The sequence below is a fragment of the Streptosporangium sp. NPDC049644 genome (genome assembly GCF_040675205.1).
Taxonomy (GTDB): Bacteria; Actinomycetota; Actinomycetes; order Streptosporangiales; family Streptosporangiaceae; genus Streptosporangium; species Streptosporangium fukuiense.
Genome location: NZ_JBFAOJ010000006.1, coordinates 145,452 through 164,915, shown reverse-complemented (window position 1 = coordinate 164,915; position 19,464 = coordinate 145,452). Strand labels below are relative to the sequence as shown.

Here is a 19,464-nt window from a genome sequence, read left to right as displayed (position 1 = left end):
CCTCAGCACAGACGCTCACACAACGATGGTGTGGAATCCCTCGAACATTCGAGGCGTTGAATATCCAGAATCGTACCGGCCAGTTGGTATGATGTCGAGAACTTTCTCCTCGACCGCCCAGGGAGCCCCCCGATGCTCGCCGCATTCGCGCACGCCACGTCGGCCGACGACCCCGTCAGCGCCCTGTCCGTCGGAGAGCGCCCCGAACCGGTACCGCCGGACGGCTGGGTGCCGATCACGGTACGGGCCGCCTCGCTCAACCACCACGACGTGTGGACGCTGCGCGGTGCCGTCACTCCGGCAGGCGGCCTTCCCTGCGTGCTGGGCACCGACGCGGCCGGGGTGGACGACGACGGCAACGAGTACGTGATCCACGGAGTCCTCGGCGACCCCGCGCGCGGTCGTGGTGACGAGACCCTCGACCCGGAACGGTCCGTGCTCTCGGACGCGGGGCACGGGACTTTGGCCGCGCGAATCGTCGTCCCGCGCCGCAACCTGGTCCCGAAGCCCGCCGAGCTCTCCTGGGCCGAGGCGGCCTGCCTGCCCACCGCGTGGCTGACCGCCTACCGCATGCTGTTCACCAGGGCTCGGGCACGGCCCGGTGACCGGGTGCTGGTGCAGGGCGCCGGAGGCGGGGTGGCCACGGCCGCGATCCTGCTGGCCCGCGCCGCGGGACTGTGGGTGCGCGTGGTCACCCGGGACCCCGCCAAGGCCGACCGGGCCGCCGAGCTCGGCGCGCACGAGGTCGTCATGTCCGGGGCACGGCTTCCGTCCGACTGCGACGTCGTCCTCGACACCGTGGGGCAGGCCACCTGGAAGTCCTCTCTCGGCGCGGTACGCCCGGGCGGCACCGTGGTGCTCTCCGGCGCGACCACCGGCTTCGACGCGCCGACCAACCTGGCCCGGCTCTTCTCCCGGCAGATCAACGTGCTCGGCTCGACGATGGGCACCCGGACCGAACTCGAGGACCTCATCGGGTTCCTCGTCGCCGGCGGCGTCCGGCCGCTGGTGGACTCGGTGGCGCCGCTCGACTCGGCCGGTGAGCAGTTCTCCCGGCTGCTCTCCGGCCAGGTGTTCGGCAAGGTCGTGGTCGAGCCATGAGCTACGTTCACGTCAGCCGCCGGGGATCGGCGTTGTGGGCACGCCTGGACCGGCCGGAGCGGGCGAACGCCCTCGGTCCCGAGATCGTCGCCGGGCTGACCCGGTGGCTCGCCGACGGAGCGGCCGACCCGGCGGTGCGAACCCTGGTCGTCACCGGAACCGGCAGGGCGTTCTGCCCCGGAGCCGACGTCCGGGCCTCCGCCGCCCTGCGGGACGCGGACTCCCGCCTGGCCTTCCTGGAGAGCGGACGCGATCTGATGACCGCGATCGAGGAGTCGCCGCTGCCGGTGATCGCCGCGGTGAACGGGGCCGCGTTCGCCGGCGGGCTGGAGCTGGTCCTCGCGTGCGACCTGGTGATCGCGTCACAGCACGCGGTCTTCGGGGACCTGCACCTTCCCCACGGGCGGATCCCGGCCTGGGGCGGCTCCGCGCGGCTGGTCAGCGCGGTGGGAGCGGCGCGGGCGACCCGGATGCTGCTCCTCGGTGAACGGTTCGGTGCCGCCGAGATGACCGAGTTCGGCCTGGTGAGCCGGACGGTTCAGGACGACCTGCTGGTGGAGACCGTCGACGAGGTGGCGCGGACCCTGGCCGGATACGACCGGACCGCCGTGGCGGAGATGACCGCGCTCATCCGGTCGGTCCGCCGGCAGGCACCGCAGGAGGCGCTCCGGACCGAGTGGGCGCACTTCCGGCGGCACTTCACCGGCCACGGCGACCCCGGGGCCGTCACGATCCGCCGCTGAGCGGCCGAGCCGCGGTCACTCCCGGCGCTGCTCGCGCCGCGCGGCGCGGCCGGTCAGGAAGGACAGCGCGAGCAGACCGACCACGGCGAGGCAGACGAGCCCGGAGATCCCCAGGGCCTGTCGCGCTCCGGCAAGGTTGGCGAACCACCCGAAGACCGGAGCCCCCACCGGGACCCAGACGAAGAAGGCGACCACGTACAACGCCATCAGGCGCCCCTGGATGTTCGCGGGCGAGCGCAGCTGCAGCGCCGAGATGGCCGAGGTGCCGAACACCTGCATCGTCACGCCCGCGACGAACAGCCCGGCGGCCAGGGCGGGCCCCGGCGGGAGCGTGGACACCACCGCCGTCACCGCGGCGAAGGCCGCCGACCAGACGAACAGGGTCCGATTGGTCGGCTCGGATCTCACCGACGCCGCGAGCCCCGCCCCCACGACGCCGCCGATCCCGATCATCGCCGTCAGCACGCCGAAGCTCCCCGCCGCGTCCTTGTCCGTGGAGTCCACCAGCAGCGGGACGGCCAGTTGCAGGTGGGTCATGCCGATGCCGAGCATCAGCCCGCCCAGCAGCGGCACCAGATAGGCCGGCGCGTGCAGGTCCGCGAGACCCCGGCGCCCGCTCCCCGGCTCCGCCACCTCCGTCTCCTCGCCACCGGGCAACGGGCGCACCTTCAACAGCGCGAGGCAGGACACCAGGCCGAGCACCGCGACGACGGCGAACACCTCGGCGGTGCCGGAGAAGGCGATGAGGCCGCCGGCCAGGGCGGGACCGGCGACGCGCGAGAGCTGGAAGACGGCGCCGTTCAGCCCGACCGCCGCGGCCAGGAACCGGTACGGGACGAGCTGCCGAGGGTAGGCCAGCCGCACCGGCGCGTCCAGCGCTCCCGGGACGCCCAGCAGGACGGCGAAGACGTAGGCGATCGGCAGCGTCACGGCGTCACCGGCGATCAGCGCCGCCAGGACGACGCTGGCCACCACGACGACGCTCTGCGTCATCAGCATGATCCGGCGTTTGTCGAACCGGTCGCCGAGCGCACCGCCGCTCAGCCCCAGCAGGATCATCGAGATGTACTGCAGGCCGGTCACCACGCCGACCGCCACGCCGTCACCGCCGGAGATCTGGACGACGAGCCACACATGGGCCGTGCGGTGCATCCACATCGCGCCGTTGCCCAGCACCTGCGCGAGGGCGAACCAGCGATAGCTCACCAGGGCGAGCGCCCGGAAGGGCGAACCGTGCTCGGCCGTCACGACGCCCGGCTCCACGGCGGCACACGCCGCATCGCGGTCACGCTCCGACCGGCGGCTGGTCCCACCCGTCGACGAACACGACGTCCTCCACCGGCCTGCGCGCCGCCGGACGGAAGTCGGTGCCGATGGTGTAGGCGACGGGCAGCAGCGCGCACTGGGTCACGCCATCCGGAATCCGCAGGATCCGGGTCACCGCCTCGGGTTCCCGCAGGTGCAGGGTGGTGATGATGGAGCCGAGTCCTCGCGACCGCAGCGCCAGCTGAAAGGACCAGACCGCGGGGAAGACGGAACCGTACACCGCGGCGGCGATCTTCGCGCTGCGGTTCGGGCGGGTGGCGCAGGCGAGCACCAGCCACGGCGCACGGCCCAGGTTCTCCGCGAGGTACGCGGCGCCCGAGTAGACCCGGGCCCTGCGGCGGAGGGCCGCCTGCTCCAACGGCTCCGCCGGTGGGTCGACCCGCATGGTGCCGCCCTGGAGCATCCCCGCCATCCGCGGCCCGACGTGGACGTCGAACAGGCGGCGGTACTCCGCACCGATCTGGCGGCGGACCTCGGGGTCCCCCACCAGGACGAAGCGCCAGTCCTCTGCGTCCCCGCCCGTCGGCGCCTGCAGGGCGGTACGGAGACAGTCGAGGACCGTCTCGCGCGGCACCGGCCGGTCGAAGTCGAGCCTGCGACGCACCGCCCGCGTCGTGGTGAGCACCGTCTCCAGGTCCGTGATCGGCAGTTCCGTCGTCGACGTCCCGGCCGTCACAGGTTTCCTCCCATGGACTCCGGCGGCGCCGCCTGCTCCAGCAGCCTCTCGATCGTCACCCCGACCTCAACGGGGTCCATCACGCCGTCGGGAACCACCGACGGACCGTGCCGCCAGGGTTCCGCCACGCCGAGCCTCCGCCCGGAGACCTCGAAGACCCTGCCCGTGACCTCGCGTGAGGAGGCGCCGGCGAGCCAGGTGACCACCGGCGAGACGTGCTCGGGCGCCAGCTCGTCCACCGCGCGCGGGTCCGTCACCAGATCCGAGGTCATCCGCGTGTAGGCGACCGGCGCGACGGCGTTCACCGTCACGCCGTAACGGGCCAGCTCCGCCGCCGCGATCATGGTCAGCGTCGCGATACCGGCCTTGGCCGCCCCGTAGTTCGCCTGTCCCGGCTTGCCGAACAGGCCGGACGGAGACGTCGTGTTGATGATCCTGGCGTCGACCTCGTCGCCGGCCTTGGACCGCTCACGCCAGTGCGAGGCCGCCCACCGGCTCAGTGCGAACGTGCCACGCAGGTGTACGTGCATGACGGCGTCCCACTCCTCCGCGGACATGTTCACCAGCATCCGGTCCCGAAGGATCCCGGCGTTGTTCACGACCACGTCCAGCCGGCCGAACTCGCCGACGGCCAACTCGACCAGCCGCCTGCTGGCGTCCCAGTCCGCGACGTCGTGCCCGCTGGCCACCGCCTGGCCGCCGAGGGCCCGGATCTCGGAGACCACCTCCTCCGCCACCGGGCTCGCCTGCCCGTTGCCGTCCCGGCCGGAGCCCAGGTCGTTCACCACGACGGCGGCACCGGCGGCGGCCAGCGCGAGGGCATGGCACCTTCCCAGGCCCCGTCCGGCACCGCTGATGACGGCCACCCGGCCCGCGCACATGCTCACTGACGCACCACTTTCCTGTCGGTCTTCGGTCCCCACCACATGTGCCGCTCCTGGAGGCCGCGGGCGATGATGCCGAGCTGGATCTCCGAGGTCCCCTCCACCACGGTCAGGTTCCGCGCGTCGCGGTGGAACCGTTCCGCCGGATGTCCCGCGACGCTTCCCGCGGCACCGAAGATCTGCGTGGCCAGCCCGGACACCCGTACGGCGCACTCGGTGGCGTGCAGTTTCGCCACGGCCAGCTGTCCCGCCGAGTCCGGCCCGCCGGCGCCGCTCTCCACCAAGTCCGCGGCCCGGTAGGTCAGCAGCCTGGCCGCCTCGACGTCGGCGGCCGCCCGGGCCAGTTCCCACTGGATGCCCTGTTGCCGGATCAGCGCCACCCCGTTGACCTCGCGCGTCTCCGCGTGGCGTACCGCGTGCATCAGCGCAGCCTCGGCGAGACCGAGGCCCCGCGCGGCGACGACGGGGCGCATGGTCGCCAGCGAGCGCAGCAGCGGGCCGAGCCCGGTGATACCCGGCAGCACGGCATCGCCGGGAACGCGCACGCGGTCGAGTTCGATGTCCCCCAGGCTCATTCCCCGGACCGACGAGCGGGGGTGGAGCCGGAGGCTCAGTCCCGGGGCGTCCCGGTCCACGATGAAGGCGCGCAGCGCGTCCGGCCGCCGTTCGGCGGGGTCGGCCGTGGTCGCGACCACCACGTACCAGTCGGCCTCGGCCGCGCCGGAGATCCAGCTCTTGTGGCCCGAGAGCAGCCAGCCGTCGCCGTCCGGTTCGGCGCGGGTGGACACGCCCAGCACATCGCTACCGGCCTGCGGTTCGGACATGCAGAACGAGCCTCTGCTCCGGCCCTGCCCCAGGGGGATCAACCGCTCCCGTCGCTGCTCCGGCGTCCCGGCGAGGAGCAGGAACGCCGCGGGCAACCGGGACAGCAGCAGCATCAGGCCCGCCGCGCCGGAGTACTGCGCCATCACCTCGGTGGCGTGAGTGAGCGCGACGATCCCCCGGGGGGCGTGGCCTTCCGGACCGCCGAGCTCGGGCGGCAGGCTGAGAGCCAGCAGCCCTTCCGCGGCGAATCTCCGGTAGACGTCCTCGGGGTAGAGGCCGTCCGCGTCGATCCCGGCGGCCCGTGGCCGGACCGCGTCCACGGCGATCTCATGAAGACGGTCACGGAAGGAGTCGAAGTCTTGGAACATCATCACCTGTCCTTAGATACCGACCAGATGGTATGATCGTGCGCACATCCCCGTCAACGCCCGGCCGATCAGGCCGAGAAGGAGACCGTCATGACCGTGGCCCCCCAGCAGAGTGGCGTGCTCCGCGGCATCGCCGTCGCGGTCCAGGACACCGCCGCCGCCGAACGGCTGCTGGGCCGGGTGACGGATCTCCCGGTCACCGTCCGGGACGGCGACCGCTGGACCGCGCTGGAGGCGGGCGGGCTCACCGTGGCCCTGACCGTGACCGAGGAGTTGCCCGGCGGCGCGGCGGTGAGCCTCAACGTCAAGGTCGCCGATGTCGCGGCCGCGCACGAGGAGCTGATCGCCGCCGGCGCGCTGTCCGTCATGGCACCGGCCCTGACCGCGCACGAGGAGCGGGCCGCGGTCAGGCTCGGCGACTCCGTGGTGCTCTCGATCTACCGGTCGCTCCCCCGGCAGGCCTGACCGGTGGGCCCGAGACCGGGCCCGGCACACCGCCCTCGGCCTCAGGAGTCCCGAGGCACCCAGCCCTCGGTGGACGCCCCGTTCCGGTCGAGTCGCGCCAGGCGGCCGAGCGTCTCGAGATGGACGAGGTGCGCCATGGTCTCCGCGACGGCGGCCCTGACCATCGCGGAACCGAACCGCTCCAGGGGCCGCGACCAGCCGATGCGCCGCGTCACCTGCCAGCCGGACACCCCGGGGTCCGCGCGGACCACCGACTCCACCTCGTCGAGGCGCAGGTCGTGGTGGCCGGCCAGGAAGTCGGTCCGCTCACGCAGTCCGGAGAACCGGTTCTCGTGCCCCGGCAGCACCTCCTCGACGTCGAGCGCGGCCACCTTTCGCAGGGAGGCCAGGAACTCGCCCAGGACATCCGCCTCCTCGGCCGGGTGCACCCCGACACCCGGCGTGATCCGCGGCAGCACGTGGTCACCGGAGAACAGCAACCGGTTCCCGATGTCGTACAGGCAGAGATGCCCCTGCGTGTGACCGGGGGTCCATACCGCCCGCACCGACCACCCGGGCAGGTCCAGCGTCGCCCCGTCGGGCACCCCCTGGACCGGAACGGCCCAGGACTCCTCGGATGAGGGGGCACTGGCGGCCAGCATCTCCTCGACCCGCGCCGGAGGCACGCCCCAGCGGGGGTAGGTGGCCTCAAGCGCCCGCCGGAAGTTCAGCGGGCCGCTCCTGCCGCCCCGCAGCCGTCCCGCCTCCAGTTCGTGCACCAGCACGCCGGCCCCCGACGCGCCCGCCACGCGGTAGGCGAGGCCGAGATGGTCGGGATGGGCATGGGTGACGACCACCTTGCGCACCTCGTCAAGACGCCGCCCCAGGAGACTCAGTCCGTCTCGCAGGCTCCGCCAGGACTCCTCGCTGTCCCAGCCCGCGTCCACCAGCGCGACGCCGCCGCCCGCCAGTTCGAGGACATAGACGTTGACCGCCTGGAGCGAGGCGATCGGTATCGCGACCGGTACCGACCACAGGCCGGGACGGACCTCGGCCGGTCGCCAGTCGATCGGCCGCCGAGCCGCCGAGGCCAGGTCGGCCTCAGTCGACACTGAGGTACCGCCCACCGAGGAAGACCAGAGGCATCTCCCCGGTCCCCGTCTCAAGATGCGTCACCCTGCCGACGGCGATGCTGTGGTCGCCCGCCTGGTACTCGGCCTCCAGGTCGCATTCCACCCAGGCGACCACGCTCTCCAACCGTGGCGCGCCGTTGCCCGCCGCCGTCCAGGAGAGTCCACTGAACTTGTCGGGCTGCTTGCTCGCGAAGGCCGCGCAGACGTCCTCCTGGCCGGCCGCCAGGACGTTCACGCAGAAACGCTTCGCCATTCGGATCTTGGGCCAGCTCGTGGAGCTCTCACCGGGGCAGAAGGCCACCAGCGGGGGGTCCATGGACACGGAGGTGAACGTGCCGATCGCCAGCCCGACCGGCTGCCCGTCCGGCCCGATACCGGCGACCACCGCGACACTGGTCGGCACGTTTCCCAGCACCCGCCGGAAGTGCGCTCCCGGGATCGTCACGGACTGGGACGCCCCGGTGGGACGAGGCGCCTTCGCCAGGCCGGAGGACCCGGCCTGGCACAACGATTCGGTCATCGGAACAGTCGTCATGCCGACTCCTTGCTGTCGTTCGCCCCGGAGGACCGGGACGCGTCCGAGGCGACAAGCGCCGCGCGCTGGACCTTTCCTGCCTCGCTCCGGGGCAGCGCGTCCACGAAGGCCACCTGCCGCACGCTCTTGAAGTGGGCGAGCCGCTCACGGCACCAGGCGACCAACTCGTCGGCCAGCGCCGTTCCCGCCGCCGTTCCCGCCGTGGGGACGACGAACGCCTTGGGCACCTCGCCGAGGCGGTCGTCCGCCACGCCGACCACCGCGATGTCGGCCACCGCCGGGTGCCGGCGTAGGACCCCCTCCAGTTCCCCCGGCCACACCTGGAAACCTCCGGTCTTGATGACCTCCCTGCTACGCCCCACCAGATACAGCACCCGGTCGGCGTCGACATAGCCGATGTCACCGGACCGGACCCAGCCGTTCTCCACGAGCGAGGCCCCGTCACCGCCCGTGTCGACGTAGCCCTTGGTGCGCGTGGACTTCACCCAGATCTCGCCCTGCCTCCCGGTCTGCTGGGAGGCGCCGCCCTCGTCGCGGATCTCAAGCTCGACACCGTCGTAGATCCGGCCGACCGAGCCCGGCTTCCACCGCCCCTCACGAACGTCCCGGGCATTCCACCCGGCGACGTGGCCGAGCTCGGCGGAACCGTAGTTGGACATCACGATGACGCCGAACCTCTGCTCGAACAGGGTTTTCAGCTCGGGGTCCAGCCGCTGTCCGGCGACGAGCACCTTGCGCACCGAGGAGAGGTCCGGCCGCTCGGTGGTGTGCGTCAGGTCGTACACCATGGTCGGCAGCAGGAACAGGTTGTCGACGCGGTACCGCGGCACCAGCCGTGCGATCCGGTCGACGGAGAACCGCTCGACCAGCAGCACCGTCCTGCCGACGTGCCAGCTGAACAGCAGGGACTGGATGCCGCCGCCGTGGAAGAGCGGCAGCAGCACCAGGTTCGGCGGCACGGACTCGTCCACCAGCGCGTACAGCCCCTCCTCCGGCTGCCGTCCCCCCTTCTGCGCCCGGGCGAGGGTCGACATCGAGGCGTGCGTGCCGGAGTGGGTGACGGCCACGGCCTTCGGCATGCCGGTGGAGCCGCCGGTGAACAGCAGCAGTCCCTCGTCCTCTTCGGCCGGCTCGGGGGCCCTGACCGGCGGCGAGTCGCTCCCGGCGGAGCCACGAGCCGTCTCCCCTGCCGCCCGGACCACGTCAAGGGGGAGCAGCGGGACGCCGACGCCGTCCTCGGGGAGCTTCGCCGGGTCGGCGACCACCATGTCCGGCCCGGTCTTGGCGACGCACGATCGGACCTCGTCGAAGTTGTAGAGCCCGCTCATCGGGACCGGAACGAGACCGGCCTTCCAGCAGCCGGCGAGGCCGAAGACCAGCTCGGGGCTGTTGGCGAGGTAGAGGCCCACCCGGCTGCCCGGCGTCAGCCCGTGTTCGACGAGGGCACGGGCGACCGCCGAGGCGGCCTGGTCGATCTGCCGGTACGTCCAGGTCCGGCCATCCTCATGGATGAGCCCGATGCGGTGTGGCGATCCGCTCGCCCGCGCCTCCAGGTCGTGTACGAGGTTACGCCTCAACTGTCCTCCTCGGCTGTTGGCACGGTGGCCGAACATCGTGATTCCGTTCCGCCGGCGGATCCGCCGCCCATGGGCCCTCAGACGCCTCGGATGAGCCACGGTCCGCTTCCGGCGCCACTCCTTTTTAATACCGACTAGTCGGAATATTACTGTGTGCCGGACTCGCTGTCCACCTTCTCCGCCTCCGGCCGGGGAGCCCAGTCGACCAGCAGGTCCAGCGCCTCCACCCGGTCTCCGTGAACCCACAGCGGGTTCACCTCGATGGCGCGCAGCTCGGGGCCGAGGGTGGTCGCGAGCCGCTGCACCCCGTGGACGGCGGCCGCCACCCTTGCCAGGTCGGCGGGCGCCGAACCGCGAAAACCGCCGAGCAGCCGCGAGACGCGCAGCTCCGACAGCAGGCCCGGGATGTCCCGTTCAGGCACCGGAAGCGGCCTGACCACGACATCCTCCAGCAACTCGGTCAGCACCCCTCCGGACCCCACGGTCAGCAGCGGGCCCCAGTTCGGATCGTTGATCACGCTGACCAGCAGTTCCACACCCGCCGGACGCATCGGGGCGACCAGCGCTCCGTCCAGCACCGCGTCGGGCAGCCTGCTCGCCACCTCGGCCAGCATCTTCTCGAAGGCGCTCCGCACCGCGTCGGGATCGCGGAGATCGAGCACCACACCTCCCACATCGGATTTGTGGGGCACGTCCTCACTGATCACCTTGAGCACCACGGGGAAGCCCAGCTCGGCGGCCGCCTCCGCGGCCTCGTCGGCCGTACGGGCCAGGCGGCTGGGAGGTACCGGCACCCCGCACTCGACCAGGAGTCTCTCCAGCTCGGAAGCGGCGGCACCGCTCACGGTGCCGTTCACAGTGCCGTTCACGGTGCCGCCGGTCACCGGCACGACGGGGCTCCGGTCCCGCAGCGCGCGCGGCAGCAGCTCCGCGTACCTGGCGGACCCGTCGAGCGCGTTCATCCCCGCTGCGATCCCGGGCAGGATGACCAGGTCGTTCTCACGGACGATCTCCAGCGCGAACGGGCTCAACGCGAAGACCGCGCCGGTCTGGAGCACCACCGGCACCGGACTGTCCCTGATCGCCTGGGCGAGCCGCCCGAACCGGGCCCGAACCACGTCCTCGTCCGGTCCGGGCGCCGCCGGCAGCACCACGGACTGCAGGATCGTCACGTCGTAGTCGTCGGAGCCGTGCTCCGCAACCAGTCGTGTCGCGGTGAAGGGAAGGTCCGCCGCCTTGACCACGAACCCCGTCACATCCAGGGGGTTCTGGACGTCGGCGAAGGCGGGCATCTCCTCGACCAGCGCCTTGGCCAGGGGACCGGCGAAGGGAGGCAGCGTGAAGTCCAGCGGCTCGGCCGCGTCGGCGATCAGTTCGCACGCTCCCCCCGACGCGGCGACGACGGCGAGCCTGCGTCCGCGCAGGCCCCGGGGATGGCGGCCGAGCAGCGCCGCCGTCGCCACCAGATCCTCTATCGAACGCACCGGGACGACACCCAGGTCCTCCAGGGCCGCCACCGTGGAGGCGTGGTCGCCCACCAGGGCACCGGTGTGCGACAGGGCCGCCTCGCGTCCCAGCGACGAGCTGCCGACGTGCAGGGCGACGATCGGCTTGCCCCGCTCCGCCGCCCGCAGCGCGGTCGCCCTGAACGCCGCGGGGTCTCGCACCGACTCCAGGAACACCGCGATGACATCCGTGGCCTCGTCGTCGACGAGGTGGCCGATCGCGTCGGTGGCGGTGATCACCGCCTCGTTCCCGGTGGTGACGAGCAGGCTCAGGCCCGTTCCCCAGCTCCGCGCCAGGCCGAGCACGTGGGTGGCCAACCCTCCGGACTGCATGACGACGCCCACCCGGCCGGCCGGCAGCCCGTCCGGAACCGGCAGGCCGAACAGCCGCACCCCGTCCGTGGCGTTCACGAACCCGCTGACGTTCGGGCCGAGCAACCGGGCGCCCCCGGCCGCACAGAGCTCCACCAGGCGTCGCTGTCGTTCCTCGCCCCTGGGACCCGCCTCGCCGAGACCGGCCGAGAGCACGACGAAGTCCCTGGTACCGGCCGCCAGTGCCTGCTCGACGACGTCCGCCACGTGGTCCGGCCCGACCATGACGAAGGCGAGGTCGACCGGCGCGTCCAGCGCGTCCAGGCCCGGCACGGCCCGTCGCCCGTGCACCGTGCCACGTCGCGGATTCACCAGGACGACGTCGTCGAGTCCCGCCGAGAGGTCCGTGCCCGCGAGAACGAGCCGGGTCCAGCCGGAGGACTCGCTCGCACCGATCAACGCCACCCGCCGCGGCGCGAAGAAACCGCCGAGGTCACGCGTCAGCGCCGCGTTCGGCCACTCGGGGCCGCCGGGCACATCCCTGCCAGCACTCATTCCGCTCCTCCTTCGAGTCAGTGGATTTCCCATTTTAGTACCGTCCGGTCGGTATGTTATTCCGGCCGGAGAGGGCGTCCGGGAGAGGTTCCCCGCTCGCCGGGGCCGACCGGGTCGCGCGGCCCCGTCGTTCCGCAGGCGGGAAACCCAGGGCGACGAGAGCCGCGCCGACCGGGTGGGCGGCCATGGCGAACGCGGCCTCCGTGCTGCGAGGCACCGTCAGACGCCGGCCGGCCCGGCGAACCGCGGCATGACCTCTTTCGCGAACAGCTTGATGGACTCGACGGTTCGCTCGTGCGACGTCCCGAGCCAGTACGGCCGGGCGATGATGTGGTTCACCCCGGCCTCCTCCAGGCGCGAGATGCGCTGGGCCACGAAGTCGGGGTCACCCACGATGAACAGGTTCTCCCACATGTACTCGAACCTGTCCTTCTGGAAGGCGAGCTGCGGGTACTCGGCGTAGTTGAAGTACTCCCGCTCGACGTTCGGCCGCACGGTGTCCCTGGCCAGCTGTGTGGTGGGAGCACAGAACACGTTCACGATTATCGGATACTCGCGGCCTTCACGTGACTTGCCGGCCTTGGCCAGTGCGTCGTCGTGGTTGGCCATGGCCTGCACGTGCCAGTCGGGCTTCGGCGAGTTCCCCGGAATGATCCAGGCGTCGCCCAGCTCGGCGGCCTTCCGCACGGAGATCGGGCCTCCGGCCCCGATCCAGATCGGCGGACCTCCCCGCTGCAACGGCTTCACACAGATGGTGTCGTGCACGCTGTAGAACTCACCGTCGAAGTCCACCTTCTCGCCGGTCCACAGCGCGCGGATCAGCCGGATCTGCTCGTGCATCTTCCGGAACCGGTTGGGCTTGTCGATGTTCATGGCGGCGAACTCGTTGTTCCGATAGCCCGCCCCCACCCCCAGGACCAGCCTGCCGTCGGCCATGTGGTCGAGGGTCGCGAACTCCTCCGCGATGTGAACGGCGTGGTAGGCGGGAAGGATCACCAGGCTGGTTCCGACGGTCATGTTGCCGGAGTGCTGGATCAGTTTCGCGACGACCGAGATGGTCTGCGGTGTCTGCAGGTTCGCGAGAAAGTGGTTGATGGCGAAGATCGAGTCGAACCCCTGCTCGGCGGCCAGCTCGGTCAGGTCCCACAGCTCGTAGAGCCGCCGGCGAAGGTCGTCCTCCGGCAGGTACTGGTGCGACGCCAAGATGCCGAACTTCATTATCGCTCCTGTTCCGGCGTGTCTGCTGACGCCGCTTCCGCTCGCCGTGCGGCCCTGAAGGCACGGACCTGCTCCGGGGTGGGCAGGCTGACGAACTCGACCTGGATCTGATCCGGGTCCTCGCACATGAACATCGTGATCGGGCCGTAGTTGTCCAGGACGCTGGTCGCCGGAGGGTGGTAGCAGTCCACCCCCATGCCGACCAGCCGGTCGTACACGTCCTGGATCTCGTCGGCCGGAACCTGGAAGGACAGTGAGAAGACGCCCGGGTCGCCCGGTCGCTTGGGGCGGGAGTCCGCCGGCACCGGCAGGTCCCACTGGATCAGCTCCAGCTGCCCGATCCGTGTCGGCCCCTGGAAGTACACCGCCCTGCCGCCGGCACCGGGGGGTGTGCGCAGCCGCTCGTGCATCGTCTCGTTGCCCACCCGCATGTCCAGGGTCATCCGCAGCCCGAGCCCGTCACGATAGAACGGGATGGACTTCTCAAGATCACGGACGCTGATCGCGACGTGGTGGATCTCGCCGACCATCGGCAACTCTCCCTCGATAGTGAACGTCAGCCGAGCTTTCCTCCGAGCCGGAACCTCGGTGCGACCGCGGCGTCCCGGTCCCTGAGCGCCTGGGCGAGGCCCTTGTCCCGCCGCTCCTTGACGAAGTTGTACTCGCCCTCCGCCAGCGAAAGGTTCGTGGCCCAAGCGTGCCCGATCCAGTTGCCCACCTCGCCGACGCCCTTGCCGCGCGCCTCCATGGCGATGCGCATCATCGACTTGCCGATCATCAGGCCGTCCAGCGGCATGAACGAGATGGCCGTGACGTACTCGTCGACGGCGGCGTCCAGTTCCTCTCTGGGCACCACCTGGTTGACGAAGCCGATGCGCTCCCCCTCCTCCGCGCTGAGGGGCCGCATCGTCAGCATGATCTCCTTCATCTTCTTCAGCCCCAGGTTCTCGATCCACAGGTACATGTCCTGCGGGGCGGAGCCGAGGTAGCGGAAGGCCGGATGGGTGAACTGGGCGTCCGGCGAGGCGACGATCATGTCGGCCCCCAGCGCGATCTTCATGTGGCCGCCGTAGCAGTAACCGTGCACCTGGCAGATCGTCGCCTTCAGACAGTTCGTCACCCTGTTTCCGAGACTCTCGGAGAGGAGGTTCCGATCCGGAAGAATGCGCTGGCGCTGCGCCGGACGCCCCGCCCGCTCGCCCTTCTTGTTCTTGCCGTAGCCGATGTAGTAGCCCAGTTCGGCGGCGTCCGCACCGGAGCCGAAGCAGTCGCCGTTGCCCTTGAAGACGATCGTCTTCACGTCATCGTCCATCTCGGCCTCCCGGATCAGGTCGCCGACCCTCTCGAAAGCCGCCACCGGGATGCCGTTCAGCTTCTCCGGGACATTGAAGATGATGTAGGCGACCGACTTCTCCGGGTCCTTCTCGTACAGCACCGAGTTCTCGATGGCCTTCTCGTCGATCGCCATGCCTTCGGCGTCCCACTGGGAGGCCAGGAGTTCGTACTCGCTCTTCTTCATCAAACTCTCCAGGAGCTGGGAATGGGCCGGCCCGTCGCGCTCGCGTCAGACCGAGGTGAGCTGGGGAATCACCTTCGCGGCGAAGGTCTCCATCGACTCGATGGCACGCTTGCGGTCAAGTGAGGGAATGTGGAACCAGCCGATGTAGTGGGTGACACCCAGTTCGTCCCGGATCCTGCCGAGGGTGTCGACCACCCGGTCCACCGAACCGAAGGTGCCGCCGTGGGTCAGGGTCTTCTCCACGGTGAGCAGACCGATGTTCCGCTGGACCTTGTCGTAGTACACCCGCTCCGACTCGATCGCCTCGTCGGAGCCGGGAATCACCTTGCCGACGCTGCGGTAGTAGTTCAGCGCGGCCCCTGCCGCCGCCTGCAGGCCGTCCGCACTCCCGCCGACCCACACCTGCTGCATGAAGGGGAGGTCGAAACCGCTGCTCTCGTGCCCGCCTTCGACGAGCGCCTCGCGGTAGGAGTCGTAGTTGTCCTTGATCCGCTGCATGGGCGTGAAGCTGGACGACACGATGATGTGGTCGCCGGCGAGCCCGCGCTGCCGGAAGGTCTCCGGTGACGACGTACCGTGCAGGATCGGCGGCCCTCCCGGAGTCACCGGCTTCGGAAAGATGTTCATGTCGCCGTACTGGAAGTGCTTGCCCTCGTACGACCAGTTCTCCTGGGTCCAGGCCAGCTTCAGGATGTCGACGATCTCCGCGTACAGCTCCTTGTTGGCGTTGCGGTCCTTGCCGAAACCCCGGAACTCGTTCGGCTGGTAGCCGCGTCCGATGCCGAGCACGAGGCGGCCGCCGGACAGGATGTCGAGCAGCGCGGCGTCCTCGGCGATGCGCAGCGGATCGTGCAGTGGGACGACGACCACTGCGGTGCCGATGGTGATGTTGCGCGTCCGTTCGGCGATCGCCGTGCCCAGCATCAGCGGATTACCGAGGATCCCGTAGCGCGAGAAATGGTGCTCCGCCAGCCAGCACGAGTCGAATCCCAGCTCGTCGGCGATCTGGATCTCTTCGATGGTGTCGCGCAGCACCTGCGCGTCGTCTCCGTCACCCTCGGCCGGAAACAGATTCATCACACCGAATTTCATGCTTCAACCCCCTCGTTACATTCCGACCAGTAGGTATGGTACGGGTATCGAATCGAGATCGTCAAGGTCCGGATGTTCAGGCTCCCGGCGCTTCCCCGGCGGACGGCGCCGGCGTTCGCGGGTCGTCCACGGCCTCGCCGAACGGCGTCAACGCCGAGGTCAGCAGTACCACGGGGCGTCCTCAGAGGCGCGGTCAGCCGAGCGCGCCTCCGGGCCCTCCGCCCCCGACGGACATCCCCCGGCCCGGTGAGCAACCGGGCACGCGAGGTGCCCGTTTTCTCACACCGACCGGTCGGGACGTTATTGCCTGGAAGAAGTCCCGCTCGCCGGCGAGGTCAGCCCCTCCAGAACCAGCTCGGAGAGCTGGTCGGCCACTTCGGAGACGGCCAGCAGACCGTCCGGGCGGTACCAGTTGTACGCCGAGGTCAGCATGCCAAGGACTCCGAAGCTGGCGATACGCGGTTGCAGGGCCGGATTGAAGACCCCTTCCTCGATACCTTGGCGGATCACCGACTCGTACATCGCATCGAGCTCGTCGCGCTTTTTCTTAATCGCGGCGAAGCGCTCCTCGGTAAGGAAGCGACGCTCCTGAGTAAACACGGTGACATGGGCCCGGAACTGGTCGATGGCGACCAATGACTCAAGGATGAGCTGCCGCAACCGTTCAGCCGGGGCCTCGAACGACTCTAGAATGCGACGGCAGTTCCGGAGCCGGTCATCGATGTATTCCTCCTGTATCTGCTGAAGGATCTCCTCCTTACCGGAGAAGTGATGATACAAGGCTCCCTTGGTCAGGTTGGCCTCCTTCACGATGTCCTCGACGGACGTCGCGTGGTAACCGCCGACCTCGAACAGCTTCAGCGCACTCGCCAGCAGCGCCCGCCGCGTCTCCGCGGGAGAATAGGTGCCCCGGGGGCCACCTCGTGATGCGGTACGTGCCATGGTTCTCATCCCCCTTACCTAGAACGGTTTTCCGGTGGTTATCTGCCACACAGGGTAGGGCGTTCGCCGTCACGGTGCGCGAGGTCAGGAGAGGAGCATCGAATCGGTTTTCTCCGAGGATTCCCGTAGCACCCGCTTGAGCACCTTTCCCGAGGGATTGCGAGGAAGCCTGTCCACGAAAGCCACGGATTTCGGCGTTTTGAAGGACGCGAGACGTTCACGGCAGTAGCCGATCAGATCGTCCTCCGCCAGCATCGCGCCGGCCTTCAGCACGACGTACGCCTTCGGCACCTCCTGCCAGCGCGGATCCGGCACACCGATCACCGCCGTCTCGGACACAAGAGGATGAGTGTAGATCACCCGCTCGATCTCCTGGCTCGCGACGTTCTCCCCTCCGGAGCGGATCATGTCCTTGAGCCGATCCGTGATGTGCAGGAAACCATCCTCGTCCACCATCCCGACATCACCCGTGTGGAACCAGCCACCCCGCCACGCCTGCGCGGTCAATTCCTCGTCACCCCAGTAGCCGGGCGTCACCTTCGGCCCGCGGAGCACCACCTCACCCTGGACACCCGGCCCGGCGTCGTTCTCGTCCTCATCGACCACCCGATACTCCACGAAGGGCACGGCCGTGCCGACGGAACCACGCTTCGACACGACGTGTGCGGCGTCCATGTAGGCGATGGCGCTGCACGCCTCCGTCATGCCGTAGGCCTGGACCAGGCGGGTCGTCGGCAACATCTCCCGGACCTCGCGGTACAGCTCTCCGGCGGCCGCGCCGAAGATGATCCACTTGAGCGAGGAGAGGTCCCGGGAGCCGTCCGAGGCCGACCGCAGGCTGTGCAGAATCGCCTGCACGAAGATACCACCGGTGACCTGGTGCTCCTCGATCAGCCTGAGTGCCAGCGGCGCGTCGAACTTTCGCATTATCACCAGCGCCCCGCCGTTGAAGAGCGCCCCGACGCCTGGTGAGTCCCAGGCCGCGACGTGGTACAGCGGGGACGAGACGAGAAGCCGGTCCGCCGAGGAGAGGCCGAGCTCGCTCGTCTGGGCGAGGACGTTCAGCGCGGCCATGCCGTGCGTGATGATCACACCCTTCGGCCTGCTGGTGGTCCCCGAGGTGTACATGATCCGTTGCGGATCGTCGAAGACGACCTCCGCCGGCGGGACCTCCCGGCCCGAGTAGTCCGTCAGCACCCGGGAGAGGAGCGACCATCCGGGAGAGCCGCAGCCGTCACCGTCGAGTTGCACCAGTGCCCGCAGGCGCAGGTCCTCGCAGATCTCGTGCATGACCTCCGCGAACTCGCTCTCGCAGATCACCGCGACCGCTCCCGAGTCGCGGACCAGGAACTCGAGTTCCACCCGCTGGAGCCGGTAGTTCAGCGGTACCGCGATGGCCCCGAGCCGGTAGACGGCCAGCACCGCGCAGACGTACTCCGGCGAGTTCATGCCGAGCACGGCGACCCGGTCGCCCTTCCCGACACCGCGTTCGGCGAGGAACGCGGCGGTGGCGTGGACCGAATCGGCGAGACGCCCGTACGTCCAGACGTCCTCGTCGGTGATGAGCGCGGGCTCCGTCTCCCTGCGCACCCTCTGAAGATCGACCAGTCGCCCAAAGTTCATCGCGGTCATTAAATTCGGACCTCTCCTATCGATTTCCGGGGGACTTCGGAGGTTTCTCCGACCGGCACCTCCGCCAGCGCGGGGATGACCTCCTCGCCGAGCAGTCGGATCGAGCGCAGCACGTCGGCCTGGGGCATCCCGGTCCACTGCAGCCGGAGCACCACGTCGGTGTAGCCGATCTCCGCGTAGCGGCTCAGCCTCTCGATGACGTCCTCGGGTGAACCGATCACGGCATGACCGCTGATCAGGTCATCCAGCGAGGCACCGTGCTTCCAGCCGCGGTAGTTCTCGTACTGCTCCGCGAGGAAGACACCGGCGGCCTCGACGGCGGCCTGTCGGGTCGGGGCGACACACCCCTCTCGCAGCAGCGGGTAGTCACGGTCCAGGGAGCGCCCGTGCCGGACCAGGGCCTCCCGGAACATCGCCATCCGCTCGGCCACCTCCTCGACCGTTCCGTTGGGGGCGACGGCCCAGGCCGCGTCGAGTCTGGCCACCCGGCGCATGCCCACCGGGCCGAAGGCCCCCAGCCAGAGCGGCGGCCCCGAGGGGGCGACCGGCTTCAGCAGCACCCGCGCGCCGTCCAGTTCGCCGAAGGAGCCCGACCTGGTGACCGGCTCCCCCGACCACAGGGCTCGGAGGACCTCGACGTACTCCTCCATCCGTTTGAACCGCTCCTCCATGGGGATCCCGAACGCGCGGAACTCCACGCTGCGGTAGCCCGCGCCGAGTCCGAGGATCAGGCGCCCTCCGGAGAGCTGGTCGATGGTCGCGAACTCCTCGGCGAGCGCCAGCGGGTTGTGCAGCGGCAGCAGGTAGACGCCGAATCCCAGCCGGATCCGCTCGGTGCGCGCGGCCAGGTAGGCCACCGTCGACAGTGGTTGCAGGAACTGCGAGCGGGTCAGGTAATGGTGCCCGAGCAGGATGGTGTCGAGGCCCATCTCCTCGGCCAGCGCCACCTGCTCCATCGTGTCGCGCAGCCCCTCGCGGACCGATGCCTCGGGCGTGTAGTGCGCGGAGAGTGACATCCCGACCCGGATGCGACGGGTGGGTCTCGTCTCGGTCATCGTCGTTCCTCCTCGTCTGCCT

General features: G+C 70.0%; 18 protein-coding genes. 3 read left to right on the top strand and 15 right to left on the bottom strand.

The window, feature by feature from the left end:
* The first annotated feature begins 132 nt into the window (after nt 1–132).
* Nucleotides 133–1,101 carry a zinc-binding dehydrogenase gene (locus AB0J58_RS05450; protein WP_364210594.1) on the top strand — a complete coding sequence of 323 codons (969 nt, stop codon included), beginning with the start codon at nt 133–135 and terminating at the stop codon, nt 1,099–1,101.
* A complete protein-coding gene (locus tag AB0J58_RS05445; protein WP_364210591.1) occupies nt 1,098–1,844 on the top strand; it encodes an enoyl-CoA hydratase/isomerase family protein in 747 nt (248 codons plus the stop codon). The genes AB0J58_RS05450 and AB0J58_RS05445 overlap by 4 nt, the downstream gene beginning before the upstream one ends.
* Before the next feature lie 15 nt (nt 1,845–1,859).
* Here the strand turns inward: AB0J58_RS05445 and AB0J58_RS05440 are convergent, their stop codons facing one another.
* Genes AB0J58_RS05440 through AB0J58_RS05425 form a run of 4 tightly spaced genes read right to left on the bottom strand, consistent with a single transcriptional unit; the run spans nt 1,860 to nt 5,926 of the window.
* Complete coding sequence (locus tag AB0J58_RS05440) at nt 1,860–3,092, bottom strand: MFS transporter (protein WP_364210588.1); 1,233 nt, start codon at nt 3,090–3,092, stop codon at nt 1,860–1,862.
* A gap of 37 nt (nt 3,093–3,129) precedes the next feature.
* Complete coding sequence (locus AB0J58_RS05435; protein WP_364210585.1) at nt 3,130–3,846, bottom strand: nitroreductase family protein; 717 nt, start codon at nt 3,844–3,846, stop codon at nt 3,130–3,132.
* Nucleotides 3,843–4,727 (bottom strand): SDR family oxidoreductase, encoded by an 885-nt coding sequence (locus AB0J58_RS05430; protein ID WP_364210679.1) that lies wholly within the window; start codon nt 4,725–4,727, stop codon nt 3,843–3,845. Before AB0J58_RS05430 ends, AB0J58_RS05435 begins: the two co-directional genes overlap by 4 nt.
* A 2-nt stretch (nt 4,728–4,729) precedes the next feature.
* Nucleotides 4,730–5,926, bottom strand: a complete 1,197-nt coding sequence (locus tag AB0J58_RS05425) for an acyl-CoA dehydrogenase family protein (protein ID WP_364210582.1) — start codon at nt 5,924–5,926, stop codon at nt 4,730–4,732.
* A gap of 87 nt (nt 5,927–6,013) precedes the next feature.
* Between AB0J58_RS05425 and AB0J58_RS05420 the strand changes: the two genes are divergently transcribed.
* Complete coding sequence (locus AB0J58_RS05420) at nt 6,014–6,388, top strand: VOC family protein (protein WP_364210579.1); 375 nt, start codon at nt 6,014–6,016, stop codon at nt 6,386–6,388.
* 41 nt (nt 6,389–6,429) lie between these two features.
* On the opposite strand, the gene AB0J58_RS05415 is transcribed toward AB0J58_RS05420, so the two are convergent.
* The 11 genes from AB0J58_RS05415 to AB0J58_RS05365 form a co-directional block, all read right to left on the bottom strand.
* A complete protein-coding gene (locus AB0J58_RS05415) occupies nt 6,430–7,479 on the bottom strand; it encodes an MBL fold metallo-hydrolase (protein ID WP_364210576.1) in 1,050 nt (349 codons plus the stop codon).
* Nucleotides 7,469–8,035, bottom strand: coding sequence for a flavin reductase family protein (locus AB0J58_RS05410; protein ID WP_364210573.1), 567 nt, complete (start codon nt 8,033–8,035; stop codon nt 7,469–7,471). The genes AB0J58_RS05415 and AB0J58_RS05410 overlap by 11 nt, the downstream gene beginning before the upstream one ends.
* Nucleotides 8,032–9,612 (bottom strand): class I adenylate-forming enzyme family protein, encoded by a 1,581-nt coding sequence (locus AB0J58_RS05405; protein ID WP_364210570.1) that lies wholly within the window; start codon nt 9,610–9,612, stop codon nt 8,032–8,034. Before AB0J58_RS05405 ends, AB0J58_RS05410 begins: the two co-directional genes overlap by 4 nt.
* A 146-nt stretch (nt 9,613–9,758) precedes the next feature.
* Entirely contained in the window at nt 9,759–11,984 is a 2,226-nt protein-coding gene (locus AB0J58_RS05400) for an acetate--CoA ligase family protein (RefSeq protein WP_364210567.1), read from the bottom strand.
* A gap of 219 nt (nt 11,985–12,203) precedes the next feature.
* Nucleotides 12,204–13,202, bottom strand: coding sequence for an LLM class flavin-dependent oxidoreductase (locus AB0J58_RS05395; RefSeq protein ID WP_364210564.1), 999 nt, complete (start codon nt 13,200–13,202; stop codon nt 12,204–12,206).
* Nucleotides 13,202–13,732 (bottom strand): VOC family protein, encoded by a 531-nt coding sequence (locus tag AB0J58_RS05390; RefSeq protein WP_343963814.1) that lies wholly within the window; start codon nt 13,730–13,732, stop codon nt 13,202–13,204. The genes AB0J58_RS05395 and AB0J58_RS05390 overlap by 1 nt, the downstream gene beginning before the upstream one ends.
* A 26-nt stretch (nt 13,733–13,758) precedes the next feature.
* Nucleotides 13,759–14,721 carry an enoyl-CoA hydratase-related protein gene (locus AB0J58_RS05385; RefSeq protein WP_343963812.1) on the bottom strand — a complete coding sequence of 321 codons (963 nt, stop codon included), beginning with the start codon at nt 14,719–14,721 and terminating at the stop codon, nt 13,759–13,761.
* A 45-nt stretch (nt 14,722–14,766) separates the two neighbouring features.
* Entirely contained in the window at nt 14,767–15,813 is a 1,047-nt protein-coding gene (locus AB0J58_RS05380) for an LLM class flavin-dependent oxidoreductase (RefSeq protein ID WP_364210561.1), read from the bottom strand.
* A 300-nt stretch (nt 15,814–16,113) separates the two neighbouring features.
* Entirely contained in the window at nt 16,114–16,755 is a 642-nt protein-coding gene (locus AB0J58_RS05375) for a TetR/AcrR family transcriptional regulator (protein WP_364210558.1), read from the bottom strand.
* 84 nt (nt 16,756–16,839) lie between these two features.
* Entirely contained in the window at nt 16,840–18,378 is a 1,539-nt protein-coding gene (locus AB0J58_RS05370; RefSeq protein WP_364210555.1) for a long-chain fatty acid--CoA ligase, read from the bottom strand.
* 8 nt (nt 18,379–18,386) lie between these two features.
* The gene (locus tag AB0J58_RS05365; protein ID WP_364210552.1) at nt 18,387–19,442 is read right to left on the bottom strand and encodes an LLM class flavin-dependent oxidoreductase; all 1,056 of its coding nucleotides are present in this window, start codon (nt 19,440–19,442) and stop codon (nt 18,387–18,389) included.
* Nucleotides 19,443–19,464: the final 22 nt, after the last annotated feature.

Excerpts from the sequence above, each read along its gene's own strand:
- AB0J58_RS05445 (WP_364210591.1), top strand. The coding sequence starts at position 1,098 with ATGAGCTACGTTCACGTCAGCCGCCGGGGATCGGCGTTGTGGGCACGC.
- AB0J58_RS05365 (WP_364210552.1), bottom strand. The coding sequence starts at position 19,442 with ATGACCGAGACGAGACCCACCCGTCGCATCCGGGTCGGGATGTCACTC.
- AB0J58_RS05370 (WP_364210555.1), bottom strand. The coding sequence starts at position 18,378 with ATGAACTTTGGGCGACTGGTCGATCTTCAGAGGGTGCGCAGGGAGACG.
- AB0J58_RS05425 (WP_364210582.1), bottom strand. The coding sequence starts at position 5,926 with ATGATGTTCCAAGACTTCGACTCCTTCCGTGACCGTCTTCATGAGATC.
- AB0J58_RS05390 (WP_343963814.1), bottom strand. The coding sequence starts at position 13,732 with ATGGTCGGCGAGATCCACCACGTCGCGATCAGCGTCCGTGATCTTGAG.
- AB0J58_RS05430 (WP_364210679.1), bottom strand. The coding sequence starts at position 4,727 with ATGTGCGCGGGCCGGGTGGCCGTCATCAGCGGTGCCGGACGGGGCCTG.
- AB0J58_RS05450 (WP_364210594.1), top strand. The coding sequence starts at position 133 with ATGCTCGCCGCATTCGCGCACGCCACGTCGGCCGACGACCCCGTCAGC.
- AB0J58_RS05395 (WP_364210564.1), bottom strand. The coding sequence starts at position 13,202 with ATGAAGTTCGGCATCTTGGCGTCGCACCAGTACCTGCCGGAGGACGAC.
- AB0J58_RS05385 (WP_343963812.1), bottom strand. The coding sequence starts at position 14,721 with ATGAAGAAGAGCGAGTACGAACTCCTGGCCTCCCAGTGGGACGCCGAA.
- AB0J58_RS05400 (WP_364210567.1), bottom strand. The coding sequence starts at position 11,984 with ATGAGTGCTGGCAGGGATGTGCCCGGCGGCCCCGAGTGGCCGAACGCG.
- AB0J58_RS05420 (WP_364210579.1), top strand. The coding sequence starts at position 6,014 with ATGACCGTGGCCCCCCAGCAGAGTGGCGTGCTCCGCGGCATCGCCGTC.
- AB0J58_RS05375 (WP_364210558.1), bottom strand. The coding sequence starts at position 16,755 with ATGGCACGTACCGCATCACGAGGTGGCCCCCGGGGCACCTATTCTCCC.
- AB0J58_RS05410 (WP_364210573.1), bottom strand. The coding sequence starts at position 8,035 with ATGACGACTGTTCCGATGACCGAATCGTTGTGCCAGGCCGGGTCCTCC.
- AB0J58_RS05380 (WP_364210561.1), bottom strand. The coding sequence starts at position 15,813 with ATGAAATTCGGTGTGATGAATCTGTTTCCGGCCGAGGGTGACGGAGAC.